At 44.8% G+C, this 18,907-nt stretch carries 13 protein-coding genes and 1 pseudogene; 12 read left to right on the forward strand and 2 right to left on the reverse strand.

The features are described from left to right. Positions 1-207 precede the first annotated feature (207 nt). Together L5M29_RS08805 and L5M29_RS08810 are read left to right on the forward strand one after the other, a co-directional pair. A complete protein-coding gene (locus L5M29_RS08805; protein WP_173496895.1) occupies positions 208-1,833 on the forward strand; it encodes a phosphoethanolamine transferase in 1,626 nt (541 codons plus the stop codon). Positions 1,834-2,021: 188 nt separating this feature from the next. Further along, positions 2,022-3,050 carry a GGDEF domain-containing protein gene (locus L5M29_RS08810; RefSeq protein ID WP_263167374.1) on the forward strand — a complete coding sequence of 343 codons (1,029 nt, stop codon included), beginning with the start codon at positions 2,022-2,024 and terminating at the stop codon, positions 3,048-3,050. A 131-nt stretch (positions 3,051-3,181) separates the two neighbouring features. On the opposite strand, the gene L5M29_RS08815 is transcribed toward L5M29_RS08810, so the two are convergent. Next, positions 3,182-5,887, reverse strand: coding sequence for an acetate--CoA ligase family protein (locus L5M29_RS08815; RefSeq protein ID WP_105252534.1), 2,706 nt, complete (start codon positions 5,885-5,887; stop codon positions 3,182-3,184). Between the two features lie 276 nt (positions 5,888-6,163). Between L5M29_RS08815 and L5M29_RS08820 the strand changes: the two genes are divergently transcribed. From L5M29_RS08820 to L5M29_RS08865, 10 genes are read left to right on the forward strand one after another with little or no spacing between them, the layout of a single operon-like run. Further along, positions 6,164-7,306: a methyl-accepting chemotaxis protein gene (locus L5M29_RS08820; RefSeq protein WP_263167375.1), complete on the forward strand. Its 1,143-nt coding sequence runs from the start codon at positions 6,164-6,166 to the stop codon at positions 7,304-7,306. Positions 7,307-7,319: 13 nt separating this feature from the next. Continuing rightward, positions 7,320-7,604, forward strand: a complete 285-nt coding sequence (locus tag L5M29_RS08825) for an STAS domain-containing protein (protein ID WP_028759900.1) — start codon at positions 7,320-7,322, stop codon at positions 7,602-7,604. Between the two features lie 8 nt (positions 7,605-7,612). After that, positions 7,613-9,346, forward strand: coding sequence for a SpoIIE family protein phosphatase (locus tag L5M29_RS08830; protein ID WP_263167377.1), 1,734 nt, complete (start codon positions 7,613-7,615; stop codon positions 9,344-9,346). A 3-nt stretch (positions 9,347-9,349) separates the two neighbouring features. Further along, positions 9,350-9,715, forward strand: a complete 366-nt coding sequence (locus L5M29_RS08835) for a response regulator (protein WP_028759902.1) — start codon at positions 9,350-9,352, stop codon at positions 9,713-9,715. 17 nt (positions 9,716-9,732) lie between these two features. Beyond that, positions 9,733-11,907 carry a chemotaxis protein CheA gene (locus L5M29_RS08840; RefSeq protein WP_263167378.1) on the forward strand — a complete coding sequence of 725 codons (2,175 nt, stop codon included), beginning with the start codon at positions 9,733-9,735 and terminating at the stop codon, positions 11,905-11,907. Positions 11,908-11,917: 10 nt separating this feature from the next. Beyond that, positions 11,918-12,430, forward strand: coding sequence for a chemotaxis protein CheW (locus L5M29_RS08845; protein ID WP_049821692.1), 513 nt, complete (start codon positions 11,918-11,920; stop codon positions 12,428-12,430). 5 nt (positions 12,431-12,435) lie between these two features. Next, positions 12,436-14,433: a methyl-accepting chemotaxis protein gene (locus L5M29_RS08850; protein WP_263167379.1), complete on the forward strand. Its 1,998-nt coding sequence runs from the start codon at positions 12,436-12,438 to the stop codon at positions 14,431-14,433. After that, positions 14,434-15,279: a CheR family methyltransferase gene (locus L5M29_RS08855; protein WP_263167380.1), complete on the forward strand. Its 846-nt coding sequence runs from the start codon at positions 14,434-14,436 to the stop codon at positions 15,277-15,279. After that, positions 15,266-15,886 carry a chemoreceptor glutamine deamidase CheD gene (gene cheD / locus L5M29_RS08860; RefSeq protein WP_105252529.1) on the forward strand — a complete coding sequence of 207 codons (621 nt, stop codon included), beginning with the start codon at positions 15,266-15,268 and terminating at the stop codon, positions 15,884-15,886. The genes L5M29_RS08855 and cheD overlap by 14 nt, the downstream gene beginning before the upstream one ends. 3 nt (positions 15,887-15,889) lie before the next feature. Next, positions 15,890-16,939: a chemotaxis response regulator protein-glutamate methylesterase gene (locus tag L5M29_RS08865; RefSeq protein ID WP_263148274.1), complete on the forward strand. Its 1,050-nt coding sequence runs from the start codon at positions 15,890-15,892 to the stop codon at positions 16,937-16,939. Positions 16,940-17,047: 108 nt separating this feature from the next. Here the strand turns inward: L5M29_RS08865 and L5M29_RS08870 are convergent. After that, positions 17,048-18,682, reverse strand: a pseudogene (locus L5M29_RS08870) (diguanylate cyclase). Positions 18,683-18,907: the final 225 nt, after the last annotated feature.

Raw genomic sequence — 18,907 nt, forward strand, 5'->3', positions numbered from 1 at the left:
AGGTTGGGGAGCAGAAAACGGTCGAACTTATTGAGGTTCGGCCGTTTTTTTAAGTTTATTATTTAATGTTAACAATACCCACAGATAATTTGAGCCATTGCCAAGAGCTTGCTACTATTGCGAAAAAATTTCACTGTCAAAGGCTAAGACTACCTTAAGAATACTAAGTTATTCTCGACAAACAACTAATTTGAGTGAGAGCTATCAGTGTTAGCAAGATTTAAGACTCTATCGGTGAATCGATTCACTTTTATCACAGCGTTATTTTACGTCTGTATTTTCAATATCCCATTGTTTGGCATCATTAAGAAAGGCATTGAAAAACAACCTGATGTCGATCCTATCTTCATCGCTACAGTGCCGTTGTTTTTAACCTTTGCACTCAGTTTTGTATTTTCCTTATTTACGGTGAAGTATCTCGTTAAACCGTTTTTCATCTTACTCACCTTGTTATCATCGAGTGTGTTCTTCGCTGCCTACCAATACAATGTCGTCTTCGATTACGGCATGATAGAAAACACTTTTCAAACCAATCATGCCGAAGCGTTCATGTATGTGAATTTCGCTTCGATAATGAATATGTTACTGACTGGGATTTTACCCGCGTACCTTATCTATAAAGCGGATATTCAGTACAAACCTTTCCTAAAAGAATTACTGCATAAAGTGCTTTTTATGCTAGCGATGTTGGCAGGACTGGGCATTATTGCTTTCTTCTATTTTCAAGATTACGCGGCCTTTGGCCGTAACAACGACGAGCTAAAACGTTATATCGTGCCGACGTATTTTATCGGTGCGGTGTCTAAGTACATCAATGTGCAGTACTTGCAAACGCCAATGGAATATCAGCAACTTGGCCTCGATGCAAAAAATGTCAGTGCCAACTCAAATGGAAAACCGAATTTATTAGTCCTAGTCGTGGGGGAAACCGCGCGTTCAATGAGTTATCAGTATTATGGCTACGACAAGCCAACCAACGCCCACACTCAAGACCAAGGATTAATAGTCTTTAAAGATACCCATTCATGTGGCACGGCAACCGCGGTATCTTTGCCTTGCATGTTTTCTCGCATGGGACGGGAAGATTACGATTCACGCCGTGCCTATGCTCAAGACACCGCCGTTGATGTGTTGGATCATGGCGGTATTAAAGTACAGTGGTTTGACAATGATTCTGGCTGTAAAGGGGTGTGTGACCAAGTTGAAAACATAACCATTGATTTGAACAGTGATCCTAAGTTGTGCACTGGCCAATATTGTTTCGACCAAGTGTTACTGAACAAATTAGATGAAGCCTTAGCCAACGCAGAACGCAAAGATACTGTGATTGTATTGCATGTCATTGGTAGTCATGGCCCAACTTATTTTTTACGTTATCCAGCAGAACACCGTAAGTTCACACCGGATTGTCAGCGCAGTGATATACAAAACTGCAGTGAAGATGAGCTGATGAATACCTATGACAATAGTATTTTGTACACTGACTATATTATTAGCGAAGTGGTTAAAAAGTTAGAAAACCAACAAGATAAATTTGATCCAGCCATGTTGTATTTGAGCGATCACGGCGAGTCTTTAGGCGAAAAAGGCATGTATTTACATGGTGCGCCTTACAGTATCGCACCGATTGAGCAGACGAGCATTCCTATGCTTGCTTGGGTATCAAAAGATTTTAGCCAAGATAATCAATTGGATATGGACTGTTTGGCTGAGCATGCGGCGAAAGGTGGTTTCTCCCATGACAATTTATTCGATAGTCTATTGGGACTAATGAATATCAAAACTGAGGTATATCAGCCTGAATTAGATATCTTTGCTCGCTGCCGCGGTTAGTTGTGGACTTAATTGTCGCGAGGTTTAGCTCGTTCTAGTTGGTTCGATACCGTGATGAGGAAGAGGATGGCAACATCCTCTTTTCTTTTGCTCCCTGTCATAATAATTGATTTCTCCCATATCCAAATCTAATCAGTTGAGTTAACTTGATGTATACAAAAACATAACAAATCTATGGTTTGCGATTTATGTCTTCTACTGCAGAAAATAAAGAACTTGATTCTGCCGCGCAAATTTTGCGTTTGGCCGTGCCGCAAATGTCTGCCCTCGATATTCCTGTTACTCCTGAAAATTACACTGTTTGGTATGAATATTTTGCAGGCACAAATCTCGATTTAAATCGCGCGATTGATGGTTTTTTGGCGAATTCTGTCTCTTTTACCAAGGAAGTTAATACCAGTCTTTATAAAACCTTTCTCCAAGAACAGTCACCAGAAGTGATTGAAAATGTTCAGATTGAAACACAAATCTTGATCAATAGCCTGTTGAATAAAATCAGCCAGTTGAGTCAAGGAACCGCGGCATTTTCTGGCTCATTAGCCGAGTTTGGTTTGCGATTACAGACTAATCCCGATATCAATACCTTGAACGAGCTGGTTGATGGTGTGGTCGATGAGATGCAGATGCTACTTATCAACAACCGTGAGATGGAGCAAAGTCTGTGTACCATGGGTCAAGAAGTGCAAAATCTTAAATCTGAAATGGAAAATCTTAGCCTCGCGGCTATGACAGACCAATTAACGTCTCTGCATAATCGCCGCGCCTATGAATTGAGTATTCAGGATCAAATCTACCGTTCACAAGATCACCAGACCCGCTGTAGTCTCTTACTGATTGATATCGATAATTTTAAAGCCTTTAACGACACCTATGGTCATTTAACGGGTGATAAAGTATTGGCCTATGTCGCATTAGCCTTAAAGCAATGTGTGCGTGGGGATGACTTTGTTGCGCGTTATGGCGGTGAAGAATTTGTGGTGGTGCTACCTAACACCCATTTTCACGACGCATTGCAAGTGGCTGAAAATCTGCGTGAACGTATTTCTGAGCGACGCTTAACGGTAGGGAAAGACAAAAAGCTTTCCCTTGGCGCGATTACTGTCTCGATTGGGATGGCCTCATTGCAACAGGGGGATGATGCTGAAACGCTGTTTAGTCGCGCCGATAAAGCACTGTACCAAGCTAAGTCCGAAGGCCGTAACTGTGTTAGAGGCTGAGTATGTGATGCGAGTGTCGATGTTTCAAGGCGTTAAGTATTAGCTCGGTCGCTATTTCGTTAAATAATCATTTACTTAGGATAACAAAATGCCGCAATGATTTGCGGCGTTTTTGTTCGTCTGGATAGGTGCTATTGATCACTGGGCGGTTTTAAATCCATGTGCATTTTGATCAAATGCTCCTCCATATCGAAGGTCACTTTAAAACCGAGACTCTTGGCAAGACTGGCCATATTGCGATTCTCAAACATGGTAAAGCCGGTGAGCACGGGCGTGTCGTTGGCCTGATAATATTTGATCAATTTTTCGAGTAACAATTTGCCTAACCCTATACCTTGATGATCGCCACGCACCGCCATGGCAAACTCGGCCTCGGTATTATCAGGGTCAATAGATGCACGCACGGCACCTAAAGTGATGTCATCGCCATCGGGTCCCTTAGCCGTGGCGATAAAGGCCATCTCACGGGCGTAATCGATTTGAGTTAATACCGCCATTTCTTCATGGGTCATTTTCGATCGCACCCCAAAATAACGTTTGTATCTGTCTTCATCGGAGAGCGAATTATCGAAGGCCAAATGTTTAGGTTCATCTTCGGGCAAAATCGGCCTTAGCATTACCTTAAGGCCATTTTTTAGCTCGGCGAATTCTTCTAATTCCTTCGGATAGGGCATGATGGCCATCCGCGATGAACTGTCGGCATTGGCATCATGCAAACGGATATTCACATCGAGCAGAGTGATGTTTTCACCCGCGGCCAGTACTGGGTTTAAATCTAACGAGGCGATTTCAGGACAATCGATAATAATGTGGGATATTTGCGTTAACATCACGCACAGGGCATTCATGTCTAAACCGAGCGGTAAATGCCTGTCCTTCAACTTATGGGTCTTTAACGCTTGGATCACCATATACCGCGCCAGTGCCATATTCAGTGGAGGCAGGGCAACGGCGGCGTCATTAGTCGGATCCCATTCAGAACCGCCTTCACCCAAACAAATCGCTGGACCAAAGACGGGGTCGCTTATCACGGCCACGCGGATTTCTTGCGCGCCAGCGGTCAACGCCATTTTCTGCACTATCATGCCTTCAATAATGGCTTCGGGATTGGCTTGATGCACCCTCTGGGTAATCGCATTCGCGGCGTGGCGGATATCTTCAGCCGAGGTTAAATTGAGCATCACTCCGTGCACATCGGACTTATGCAAGATGTTAGGGGATTGCACTTTTAACGCTAAGGGATAGCCCGCTTCATTCGCAATGGCCACCGCTTCATCGGCATCTTTCACAAACCAAGTGTCTATGGTGTTAAGCCCATAAGCCCGCAAAATAGGGCTGGCCTCATGGGTTTCCAGTACCGATTTTCCTTTAGCTTGAGCCGCTTGTAGTAATTTGCGCGCCGTGAGGCTATCTGTCGGAATATTGTCGGGGATCGATTGCGGCACTTCTTGCAGCAGTTTTTGGTTACGACGGTATTCAACCATGTGCATAAAGGCACCCACAGCACCTTCGGGTGTACGGTAGGTGGATATACCGCCCTTAGTGAAGCGTTTTCGTGCCTGATAAGCCGAGTCTTCACCGCTCCAGTTCGTCAAAATATTGAGGCGATTCTTTTTGGGATGCGCGTGGATCACACTCACCAAAGCATCAGCTATCTCAACACTTTCACCGAGTGCTGAAGGGGAGTGCAAGACCAAAATAGCGTCAAGTTCATTGGAATCCATCAAGATAGTCAAAGCTTTAGCATATCGTGATGCGTTCGCATCACCAATGATATCGATGGGGTTTTGCCTTGACCAAGTATTAGGTAACACGGCTTCTAATTTGGCTATTGTGTCTTCTGATAACTCCGCCAGTTTACCGCCGCGCATAATGAGTTCATCTACCGCTAATACGGCAGGACCGCCACCATTACTGATAATCCCTAAGCGCTCACCTTGCAGCGGATTGGAATGCGCTAAACTTTCAACCGCGGCAAACAGTTCAATTAAATCGTTAACCCGCAACATACCTGCACGGCGAAACGCCGCTTCATACACTGCATCGTTACCGCCAACACCGCCCGTATGTAATTTTGCGGCGCGGGCACCTTCGGCGCTGCGACCCGATTTAATCACTAGAATTGGTTTATTGCGTGAAGCGGCTCGAGCAGCCGAGAGGAAATGGCGCTTCTCATTCACTGAGTCGATATAAAGCATGATGGCGCTGGTGCGGCTATCGCGGCCGAGGTAATCGAGCAGTTCGTCAAAGTTAATGTCGGTGGCATCACCGAGGGAGATAAAGGAGGAAAAGCCAATACCTTTGTTATTGGCCCAATCGAGTACCGTTGTACAAATGGCGGCCGATTGAGACACAAAGGCTATTTTGCCCGGTAGGGCGCTGGCGTGGGCTAAGCTGGCATTTAATCCCAATGGGGGTAATAGCATTCCTAAGCTATTTGGCCCCAGAATGCGCATCCCGTAACGCTTAGCATTTTGCATGGCAAGGTCGAGCAGGCTCACGCCATCTTCGTTAAATTCCTGTGCCATTCCCGCTGCCATAATAATGGCCACCTTACAGCCAAATTGCGCAAGGGTTTCAACGATGGCGGGCACACGGCAAGCGCGGGTACAAATAACCGCTAAATCGGGTTTGATGGGTAAGGCTTCAATATTGGGATAGGCGAGCACGCCCATCACTGCCCGATACTTAGGGGTGACTGGCATGATAGGCCCCGAAAAACCACTCGATAGTAGGTTTTTCATCAGCACATTACCCGCGCGTTTCTCGGTATTCGAAGCGCCGATAATGGCAACGGAAGTCGGTTTAAATAAGGAGTTTAATGTACGTTGACTCATAAGCGATTCCATCCCAATCCATGACGCTTCCAGTGTAACCTAGGGTATGAGGACTGCACAGTTAAGTTTCAGGTTCCATTAGGGCAAGTTTATTAGCAAATCATGAATTTACGCCAATTTACTGAGAATTAGCGCTCAATGATGGGGATTTCTATCGCGATAACTGCATTTTCCGCATTGCGACACGTAACAATGTGAATAATTTCACTTTCGTGTTTGAAAATCACCCAATATGAAACTACTTTTTAATCACTGTACAATTATTGTGAAGTCCATATGACATACAAGGATGGGGTCGTTGCGGTGCTCGCGGCAGGCGTTGGATATGCGCTGAGTTTGATAACATTGTGGGCTATTGGTCCGGTTATTTCTGTATTGATTATGTTGCTGTGGCAATTTTATCAGCACCAGCAAATGCAGTCAGTTCAACAGCATGATGATAAGTCCTTCAATAACCAACTTGCCGCAGATTGGCAAGCCCATATCAGTCTGTACCAAGAGTCAATCACGACGCTTAACGGCTGCGAGGCTAATATTGACAGTGTGCTAGCGGTGCAAGGTGACGCAGTCAATTTGCTCGGTGAGTCATTCGATGGTTTAGGGCGGTTAATGACGGAGCAGACAGGATTTATTTCAGATCTCGTTAAGAGCACTGATGATGCTGAGTTATTCCATTCAGATCAAATGAAGCAATTTGCCAACAATACCTCAATGACGTTAGAGCGCTTTATTCAATCCACCATAGAAATGTCGGCATCAACTATGGAATTGTTGGAAAAAGTGAATCTCATCTACGAGTCTATGCCTCAAGCAATGAAAGCCTTGCAAGACATAGATCAAATCTCGTCCCAGACTAATTTGCTGGCTTTAAATGCGGCAATTGAAGCGGCGCGGGCGGGTGATGCGGGTAGAGGCTTTGCCGTTGTGGCAGATGAAGTGCGCGCTTTATCCACTCGTAGCGCAGGTTTTAGTGAAAGCATACAAAAACAGCTTAAATCAATTCAAATTCAGATTGAACAATTAACCGTACACGTAAGTAAAGTCGCCGCTCAAGATATGACTTATATTATTGATGCCAAAAAGGATATAGATACTGCACTAAGGCAGATTATCGTTAAAGCAGAGAAGGATTCTCAAGTGATTGAACGTATCGATTCATCGGCACATGAACTAGAACAAGCCATCTCGGATACTATTCGGGGATTGCAGTTCAGTGATATTACTTCCCAAAGCCTGATTTACACAAATCAGTCCCTAAACCATTTAAAAGAATCGCTCAATCGCGTCACCACTATGTCACAACAGGAGTTTGGCATTAAGGGGGATGACATCACAATACAAATGAGTCGCCGACGTCAGGAGACTCATAATCCCGTTTCAAGGGATCAAATTACCTGTGGTGAAATTGAACTCTTTTAATTAGGGATACACAATGTCAAATATTAAAGTTATTTCATTGCCAGAGCGCTTTGACTTTTATTACCACAAGAAATTCACCAGTGATTATCAAGATATTTTAACGCTTCCAGAGGTTAACCATATTATTTTAGATTTTAGTCGAGTGCTTTACCTCGATAGTTCTGCTTTAGGCATGATGGTACTGCTGCATCGTAAGGCGCAGGAGTTACATATTTCTACGTCGGTAAAAGGTGCACATGGTCAGGCGAATGAAATCCTTAGTATTGCCAATATGCAGAAAATCTACATCATAGAGTAACACTCATTATGGTATCGCTTACTCAGCCGGAACATTTTATTTTAGTGATCGATGATGACGCTATTGCGAGTCAAAGGATCAGTGACTTTATTCATAGCAAAGGTTACAACGTTATTGTTTGTAGTGATCTAGAAGAAGGTTTATTTGAAATAACGCAAAATACGGTTGATTTAATTCTGATTAACTATTGGTTAAAGGATGGTACCGCACTGGCGTTACTGGATAAGTTGAATAAGGATAAAAAAGAAACACCTGTTATAGTCATGAGCGAGACAAAAGAAAATCAATCCGTATTAGCCTGTTTTAGAATGGGGGTTTTGGATTTTGTTGTTAAACCGATAAATGTTGAAATATTTTGGTACAAGGTTGAATGTTTACTTACCCGGGTCCAACTTCAGCATAAAGTAGAGCATCAAAGAATTGAACTTGAAAAAATGCTTTATGAAAAGGCCCGAGAAGAACACATGGCCCGGCATTTATTTGAGCACTTAGTCAATATTGATAATACTGACTTTGATTTTGTACATACTTACTGCCAAGCCAGTGCCAATTTTAGCGGTGATATTATCCTCAATGGCATAGCGCCTAATGGCAATTTCTTCTTAATTCTCGCCGATTCAACGGGTCATGGCCTGAGTGCAGCCATGCCCATCATGCGTGTTGCCAGTACATTTAGGGCCATGGTTTCAAAGGGATTTTCTTTAGTTACGTTTATTTATGAACTGAATGCTAAGCTCCACCGAGAAAACCCTGAAGACAGATTTGTTGCCTGTATTATTTTAGAAGCCGATTTTAATCGTAATAAATTACACATTTGGAATGGTGGTATGCCCCCCGTGTATATTCAAACGGGGGGGATTGACTGTTTAACAAACCACAATATTAAAAAAATTGACCATCCTAATTCAGTCAGTAATCAATCCATTGATAAATTTAAATCGACAAATATGGCCCTTGGCATTTTACCTCCGCATACTTTTATAGCTGATATTGTTACGGTTGATTTACCATCCCATGGGTATGCTTGCCTTTTTAGTGATGGTTTAATAGAGCAATATACCCATGAAGGCAATCCATTTGGCATTGATAAATTAAAAGATCTTTTTATCCATTTTTCAGGTGGTTTAATAAAGTATTTAGAGAAAAATATGCATGAGTACTGTTCTGCTGAAAATATTGCCGATGACATCACTATTTGTACCTTAGATTTTGAACGATTAAACACTTGGCATCAAGATCGTGATGTTAGTCGTATTAAAGCCATTATGGATGGTGAGTTCTGCTGGGATGTCAGTATTGCAGGGCCTATGTTACTCAGCGCTGATTATTTAAGTTCATTGAATCAGTTTCTCAGCATATTGGGATTTGCGACTAATTTCTGTCAACGGGTTTTTACTGTTGTCGCAGAGTTATTTAGCAACGCCATTGATCATGGTGTACTAAAATTAGATTCTCGACTAAAAAATGATCCAGAAGGCTTCGAACTGTACCATAGTATTAGGGACAGTTTTGCAGATAGGCTCACGGAAAATGATTGGGTAAAAGTGAGCATCATCTGGCGTTCATCGCAGGATGAATTACATATTAGCGTGGCTGACAGTGGCAAAGGCTTTGAGGGTGATGAAAATTTGATGGCGGACATTCCTCAGTTGTCTGGGCGCGGTCTATCGCTGGTGAAAACATTATCTAATACATACGAATTAGTACCGCCAGGGAATATAACTAAAGTCATAATGGAATAGCGCATGAGTAAAAGAATATTAATTGTTGATGATTCCGCAGCGATTCGACAAATGGTCGAAGCGACCCTTAAATCGGCTAATTATCAAGTGGTACTGGCCAAAGATGGTCGAGAAGCCCTCGATATCTGTAATGGGCAGAGATTTGATTTCATTCTGACTGACCAAAACATGCCTCGAATGGATGGGCTGACCTTAATTAAATCCTTACGTGCTATGTCGGCATTTATGCGTACGCCGATCATTATGCTCACCACGGAAGCGGGCGATGACATGAAGGCCCAAGGGAAAGCCGCGGGTGCGACGGGATGGATGGTAAAACCCTTTGATCCTCAAAAGCTGTTAGCGATTACGGCTAAAGTGCTGGGTTAACTGCAACGGGGTGCGCTATGTCCATCAATATGGCCGAGTTTCATCAGGTCTTTTTTGAAGAAAGTCATGAACATCTTGAAAATATGGAACAATTGCTATTGGCATTGGACCTTGCTTCTCCCGATCCTGAAGAACTGAACACGATTTTCCGTGCTGCCCACTCGATTAAAGGTGGCAGTGGTATTTTTGGTTTTACCGCACTGACCAGTGTCACCCATGTGATGGAAAACCTGCTGGACATGACCCGCAAGGGCAACTTCCAACTCACCTCATCGATTATCGATTTACTGCTGAGTACCGTTGATACGCTATCCCATATATTGAGCCTGTACCGCGAAGAAGAACAAATTGATTGGCAGGAGGTGGAATACAGTAAAAGCCAATTGGTGGCAGCGTTAAATGGTGAATCCTTTAGCTCATCGGTTGCAGTACGAAATGGCACTGATATCGCTAACACTCCTGTGACTCCAACTCTCAATGCAGAGCCTTCTGCACTAGTGGAAACCGAGGATGAGCTGGGTTTTGGATTTTTCGAAGATGAAATGGAGCGCGATATTGTTATCGAAGGTGAAGACTTTGGATTTTTTGAAGAGGCTTATCAAGCTGAGGATATTAGCGTTGAGAGTTTAACATCTGAGGTTAGTGTCAGTGTTAATAGTACCGCAGAGCAGTTAGTTACTGCCTCTGATGATGAATTGGGTTTTGGCTTTTTTGAGGCATTAACCCCTGAATCCTTCGCCAATGAAATCGAGTTATTAAGTTCGAAACCGCTAGTGCAGAAGGTTTATAAGCCAGCGACCAGTCGAGCACATCAAGCCAAGGAAACTGGAAGTAGCCAATCCAAAAACACCCTATTTAAAGCCAACGCGACTGAGCCTACCGCACCTGATTCAACCGTGCCCACGAGTCCTTCTGTGAAAGCAAGCTCGCCTGCAATACTGAGTTCAAACGCAACATCAAACTCATCCGTTGCCCCAAAGCCCAATACCACAGAGGTGAAAACAGCGACAAAAAAATCAGCCACGTCAGCCCAAGATGCCACCTTAAGGGTCGAAACCTCCAAAATAGATACCCTGGTTAATCTCGCGGGCGAGCTGGTGATCACTCAGTCCATGTTGACTCTCATTGGTAACGAGATGACGGGCGATTTAGGTGAGCGACTCAAGACCGCACTCAATGAATTGGAACGTAATACCCGTGAGATGCAAGAGGCAGTGATGTCGGTGCGTATGCTGCCGGTATCTTTTGTGTTTAACCGTTTCAATCGTTTGGTGAGGGATCTTTCTGAGCAACTGGGTAAAAACGTCAATCTCGTGATTGAAGGTGGCAACACAGAAATTGACAAGGGAATGATTGAAAAGCTCGTCGATCCGCTGACCCACTTAGTGCGCAATAGTTTAGATCACGGTATCGAAAAACCTGAAAAACGGCTCGCAGCGGGTAAATCCGAAGTAGGTGTGTTATCCCTTAAAGCCAGTCAAAGGGGCGGCAATATCGTTATCGCTGTGCACGATAACGGCGCAGGCTTAAATCGTGAACGCATTATTCAAAAGGCGCGGGAAAACGGTTTGCAAGTGGCTGATAACAGTAGCGACAAGCAAGTTTGGCAATTGATTTTTGCCGCAGGATTTTCAACTGCAGAGGAAGTCACAGATGTGTCTGGCCGTGGTGTCGGTATGGATGTGGTGCGCCGTAATATTGAAGCCTTAGGTGGACGCATTGATATTGAGTCCACTGAGGGCCAAGGCTCAACCTTTGAAATCCAGTTGCCACTCACGCTCGCCATTGTCGATGGTATGACGGTTTCTGTGGGAAATCAGATCTACATTTTGCCCTTAGTGCACATCATAGAATCTATTCAGCCGCAAACGGAACAACTTAAATTTCTCGCCAAAGAAAGACTCTTAAAAGTACGTGAAGAGTACTTACCTCTGCTCAATCTTTATCAGCTGATGGAAATTGAGCCCAATGCCCGCTGCCCAGAAGAGGGCATAGTCGTATTGCTCGAAAGCAACCACAAGCGCTTTGGCCTGTGCGTTGATGCCTTAGTTGGCCAGCAGCAAGTGGTGATTAAAAGTCTTGAAAAACATTATCGCAGGATCCCCGGTGTTTCCGGCGCCACCATCATGGGCGATGGCAGCGTCGCGTTGATCCTCGATGTCGAATCGCTCGCTCTGCACATTAAAAATTAAGGAAATAGCCATGGAGAGTCGATCAACTATGACCGCCAAAGTGGAATACAACGCCCATGATGAGGTGGAGTTTTTAAGCTTTATGTTAGGCGAAGAGCACTATGCCCTCGATATTATGTCCGTCAAAGAAATTCGCGGTTATGAGTCGGTCACTAAAATCGCCAACGCCCCTAGCTTTATAAAAGGCGTGATTAATCTACGCGGTGACATAGTGCCCATAGTGGATTTGCGGATGAAATTTGCTGTTGGAACCGCCACTTATAACGAGTTCACTATCGTAATTATGCTCAACGTGTTTGAACGTATTGTCGGCATAGTGGTCGATGCCGTCTCCGATGTGATTAAGCTATCGGCGGAGGAAATCTTACCCGCCCCAGAATTTGGGGTGGCATTCGATAGCCGCTACCTCAAAGGCTTAGCCACAGTCGAGGATAAGATGATCATTTTAGTAAATATTCAGGCTCTGATCAGCAGTGATGAGCTGGGTCTAATTGATGCAAATAGTCTGACTGATCAGGAGTAACAATAATGAGTATCTTTAAATTTTTTGGCAATGATGAGGCGCGTGAGCAAAGGGATGAAGAGCGTCAGCGCTATTTTCAGCTACTTGATAATAGTGGCAACAGCTTTATGATCGCAGACAGTCAGCGCAATATTATTTATGCGAATAAAGCCGTCGTCCGTTTACTGCAAGAGGCAGAGGACGATATTCGTAAAGAGTTACCTCAGTTCTCGGTTGCCAAACTGATCGGCAGTAATATCGACATTTTCCATAAAAATCCTGCACATCAGCGCAATTTATTAGAACGTCTAACCCAATCCCATACCGCGCAAATCACCATAGGCAAACGTACCTTTAGGTTGATTCTGACGCCGATTATCACCGCTGAAAATAAGCATTTAGGCACAGGTGTTGAGTGGATAGACCGCACCGAAAGTATCGAAGCCGAGCGAGCAACCCAGCGCATCCTCGAAGCGCTCAATAATACCAGTACCAACGTCATGATAGCCGATGCTAACCGTACGATCATTTATATGAATCGCTCGGTCGAAACTATGTTGCGCCATTCTGAAAGTGAGATCAGACAAGCCTTACCGCATTTTTCCGTGGATAAAATCCTCGGCAGCTCGATGGATATCTTCCACCGCAATCCTGCTCACCAAGCAAGTTTACTCGATAAATTAGACCGTAAATATGAATCGCTTATTAAGGTCGCGAGTTGCCATTTTCGCTTAACCGCCAGCCCGATAGTGTCTAAAGAAGGTGAGCGCTTAGGCACTGTGGTTGAATGGCTCGACCGCACCATTGAAGTCCAAACCGAGCAGGAAATTTCCCGAATAGTCACAGCCGCAGCGGCAGGTGATTTCTCCCAAAGGGCGGAAACAGATGGCAAGCAAGGTTTCTTTTTAATGCTGGCGAACAATTTAAATTCGTTAATTGAAACCTCGGAACGTGGATTGCAAGATGTGGCGCGGGTGCTGATGGCGCTAGCGGATGGCGATCTTACCACTCGCATTTATAACGACTATGAAGGCACCTTTGATGATTTGAAAAATTACTCAAATCAAACTGCTGAAAAGTTATCCTTCATGATCCAAGATATTCAACGAGCCGCGGATACCATCAATACCGCTTCGGCAGAAATAGCCCAAGGCAACGCTGATTTATCCAGCCGCACCGAAGAGCAAGCTTCGAGCCTAGAGCAAACCTCGGCCAGCATGGAGGAACTCACAGGTACAGTGAAACTCAATGCGGATAACGCCAGTCAAGCCAATGCCTTAGCCTCTAAAGCGGCTGAAGTCGCTGTGGACGGTGGTGAGCTTATCCAGCAAGTTGTCCAGACCATGGCATCGATTAATGAATCGGCGCGTAAGATTGCCGACATTATTGGTGTTATCGATGGCATTGCTTTCCAGACCAATATCTTAGCGCTCAATGCTGCGGTTGAAGCGGCGCGGGCGGGCGAACAAGGCCGCGGCTTTGCTGTGGTCGCGTCAGAAGTGCGTAGCTTAGCCCAACGTTCGGCCAATGCCGCTAAAGATATCAAGGCACTGATCTCGGATTCTGTGTCTAAAATCGAGAGTGGCAACAGCCTTGTCGGTAAGTCCGGCGATACCATGAAGGAAATCGTCATCGCCATTAAACGGGTGAACGACATCATGGCGGAAATTGCCTCAGCCTCTAATGAGCAGGCCATCGGTATCGATGAGATCAGCAAAGCCGTAGTGCAAATGGATGAAATGACGCAACAAAATGCGGCATTGGTTGAAGAAGCGGCCGCCGCAGCGGAAAGCATGCAATCCCAAGCGCAGCAACTCTCAGACAGTGTCGCCAGTTTTCGCGTGGACGACGAAGATGAAGCCCCAAGACGCAGCAACGCGAGATTAGCGGCGCCCAAAGCGAAGGCGATGAAACCCATCAAACAGCAGCTTCAACCTATGGCAAGAGCCAGAGTGACAGAGAAACCTAAAACCAATGCGATGAAGCCCATGAAGCAAGATCAAGATGAATGGGAAGAATTTTAATTGAGTGAAAACAAACCATTGGAACGAGAGTTTGCCTATACCTCGGTGCACTTTAATACCGCGAGGACGACGCTGTACCGCTTAGCGGGGATCAAACTCGCCGATAGCAAGGATGCTATGGTGTATAGCCGTTTAGTGCGACGGATCAGAACATTGAAATTAGCCGGTTTTTCGGCTTATTTTGAGTATCTGCTAAGCCATGAAAACGAACACCAAGAATTTATCAATGCGTTAACCACGAATCAAACAGCATTTTTTCGGGAGCCGCATCACTTTGAGGTGTTAAAACAGTATTTAATCAATAACCCTGACACTCGCAGGATCTGGTGTGCGGCCAGTAGCACAGGGGAAGAACCTTACTCGATTGCGATTGTCGTCGCTGAACATTTCAACAGTTTTAAAACGCCTATCGAGATCATTGCTTCCGATATCGACAGCGGCGTGCTTAAAAAGGCTGAAATGGGCATTTATCCTTTAGAGCGTATCGATACTGTCAGCGATATTCGCAAGAAACGGTTTTTTCACCGTGGAAGGGGTTCACAGTTGGGCAATGTGCGCGTTGTGCCCGAATTAAAGCAGATGCTCAAGTTTACCCGCATCAATTTACTCGATTCTTTTTGGCCGCTAAAAACGCCAATCGATGTGATTTTTTGCCGTAATGTAATGATTTATTTCGATAAAGAAACGCAGGAAGTCATATTAAAACACATGATGAACTCCCTTAGCGAGGATGGGCTTTATATTGCGGGACATTCGGAAAATTTTAATATGTTCCCGCAAATCATCACTGCCGTTGGTCAAACAACCTATCGGCCAGTGAAGGGGCTCATGAGTGCTAAAACCTAATATCGAATATGCTATTGCAGAGCCGAATCGCTATCACGATCATCATTTTGGTTGCGATGCGGTAAAAATATTACCCGGCGAGTATTTTGCGACCCGTGAAGATACCATGATAGTGACAGTGTTAGGCTCCTGTGTGTCAGTGTGCTTGTATGATCCTAAGCTCAAAATTGGCGGAATGAATCACTTTTTATTGCCAAGTGACAATAGCAATTGTACTGGGGTGCTCGCCGATTCTGCCCGTTACGGCGTGTATGCCATGGAGTTGTTAATCAACGACTTACTCAAGCTTGGCGCACAGCGCAACTCACTCGAAGCTAAGGTGTTTGGGGGCGGTAATATGTTACGCAGCTTTACTGTGCATAACATTGGTGAGCGTAATGCTGAGTTTGTGATTGAATATCTCAATCTTGAAAATATCCCTATCGTTGCTGCCGATTTACTCGATGTATATCCGCGCAAAGTGTATTTTTTCCCCCATTCGGGAAAAGTGAAAGTCCGCAAAATTAAATCCATGCATAACAGTACAATTCTTGACAGGGAAAGTGAGTACCGTTTACGGGTTCGTAATTTACCTTCGGGCGGCGACGTTGAACTATTTGGTGATTAAGTTATGACGATCAAAGTGTTAGTTGTTGACGATTCTGCGCTAATGCGCAGCTTGCTCGGTAAAATGATTGAGGCTGACTCTGAACTGTCTCTGGTTGGGCTTGCTGCCGATGCCTACGAGGCCAAAGATCTGGTGAACCAATTTCGCCCCGATGTGATTACCTTAGACATCGAAATGCCCAAAGTAGACGGTTTAACATTTTTGGATCGCTTGATGAAAGCCAGACCCACTGCAGTAGTGATGATTTCATCGTTAACCGAGCAGGGCGCTGATGCGACCTTTAATGCCTTGGCCTTAGGCGCGGTGGATTTTATCCCTAAACCGAAATTAGACTCGCCCCAAGGTATTCATGATTATCAGGATTTGATTTTAGATAAGATCAAATCTGCCGCGAAAGCCAAAATCATCAAGCCGCAGAAATTTGTTGAGCCAGTACGCCCTGTTTCAAGTAAGCGGCCAATATTGGCCAATACAACCCTGACACAGCATTTAGTCGCGATAGGCGCATCTACTGGCGGTACTGAAGCCATTCTTTATGTATTACAACATTTACCCGCGGCTATGCCGCCGATAGTGATCACCCAACATATGCCAGCGGGGTTTACCCGCACTTTTGCGGAACGTTTAAATCGACAGTCACGGATTACTGTCAAAGAAGCCGAGCATGGGGAACGACTCTTACCCAGTTATGCCTATGTTGCCCCTGGCGATCATCACCTTGAGATCATCAAAGTGGGTGGTAGTTATAAAGTTAAATTAACCCAAGATGAAAAGGTCAGTGGCCACAGACCTTCGGTCGATGTGATGTTTACGGCCTTGGCCCAATGTGCCGCGCCCAATATGAGCGCGATGATTTTAACCGGTATGGGCAAAGATGGCGCCGAAGGCATGGTGGCGTTACACCAAAAAGGCGTCACTACATTTGCCCAAGATGAACAAAGTTGTGTGGTATTTGGCATGCCACGAGAAGCAATAAAGTGCCGTGCAGTAGATTATGTAGTGGAGTTATCGCAGATGCCGAGCAAGCTCATTAACCATTTAAGCTCACTGTGACCGCCCACGCTGAGTGGGATTAAAAAGTAACGAATAGAACGTGAGTCTCGCAGGAAGAGCATTACGCCGAACTGATTTGTGCGCTGCAGTGGCTCATTCTGTTTAGGGTTAGTCAGTCGTAGAAACCACGAGCTGATTTCTACCTAAACGCTTAGCTTCGTAAAGGTTTTTATCTGCCAGTAACAGGCAATCTTGAAATTCCTCACATTGATCCGAAAAGGCTAAACCGCCGCTGAGCGTCACCTTAAATTCGACGCCATCTTCAACAAATACGATATGGCTAAAGCTTTCACGGATCGCATTCAACTTGGCAATCGCCAGTGGTTTTTGCATATCTGGCAGCACTAACATAAATTCTTCACCACCGTAGCGGCCGGTAAAGTCAGTTTGACGTAAGGATTGTTGTAACAGGTGGGCAAATGCCAACAACACCTTATCACCACCGGAATGACCATAAGTATCGTTGACCTTTTTGAAGTGATCTAAATCGAACATAGCGATACAAACTTGAGAGTTAATCCGTTTCGCTACGTTAAAACAGCGTCTCGCAGCCACCAGAATTTGGGTATGATTTAGCAGCCCAGTTAAGCTGTCGCGACTAGCCGAACTGCGAATATCATGACCCCGTTGCGCACGGGAAATCACCTGCGCGACGAATAAACTCGGCGCGGTTTACTTTGAAATTAAGTCATCTGATCCCGCTTGTATGATGCTGACTTTATTCTGCATCGTATCATCAGAGCTCAACACGAGAATTGGGCTCGAGGTGTATTTGTCCAATTGACGGATCATCTTTGCCAGCTCAAGCCCGTTCACTTCGGGCATGTACAAATCGAAGATAAACAAATCAGGCTCAAATTGCTCAAGGGCAGGCAAGACTTGCTCGGCACTCGATAACCCTTTTACCATCAAACCGTGACTGCGTAACAGACTTGAAAAGTAATCCACCATAGATTGTTGATCATCCACCAGTAACACCTTCAAGGGTTGTTTCTCTGACATTTTGAGGGATTGATGGATTTTGCGCACTAATAAAGTGGTCTCAGCAGGTTTGACAAAATATTCGCTGACATTGGCACGAATGGCCAATAGCCGCATGTCAAAATCTCCCCGCGAGGATAAAACAAACACTCGGGTATTATTCTTCTCAAACTCAGTGGCGGCTTCGAACAAGGCCTCTTCAGTCCAATCGGGTAGAATTAAATCTAATAAAATCAGATCGAAGGGCGTTTTATTTTGCACCACCAGAAAGCTCGTGAAATTCAAAAAATGCTGCACACTAAAACCGAACTCTCGCAGCTGCTTTGTGATCATAGCGCCGACATTACCATCGTCTTCTATGATGGCAATATGGTGCTCATGGCGCGCCTTTGACGGTTTATAGGTGCTTTGCTGCATTTGCGCCTCTACTACTGGCGCCGACGGTTGGCCGCGCATATTGTTTTGTAACAACTGGTGGAAGAGGGTATCTAAGCCTTTGATAGTAGGCAGTTCGGGGGCTGGCGCATTGAGCAGCCCCTTAAGCAGCAACTCCAGTTTATCGACTATGTGTTTGGTATCTGACAACCCAAAGGTCTCGCTCGACCCTTTTAAGTTATGCACCTCTCGGTACACGGCAGACAGCATGTGTGCGTCCCAATTTTTACGCAATGAAATCCACAAGGTAATGATTTGTTTCTTTTTATCCGGCAGTGCATGTAAAAACTGTCGTTTAAGTTGCTCTAACGAATCTTCAAAACTCATAGGCAATAGATATCCTAAATAATTGAGCCCTAGGTCTTAATCTCTATGTAGACGCTACGCCAAGACGTTAAAACCCGTTTACTCCCACACTGAAATGGAAACTGCTCTGGAGAGCATGTAACAGATTCAATCAATTGCACTTATCTTTACACTCACTCATAGAGTGTAAACCACTGCGACAAAAACGACGGGGAAATGCTGAGATTGCATAGGCATTGATAAGAA

The organism is Shewanella sp. SM95 (genome assembly GCF_025653595.1).
GTDB lineage: Bacteria > Pseudomonadota > Gammaproteobacteria > Enterobacterales > Shewanellaceae > Shewanella > Shewanella oncorhynchi.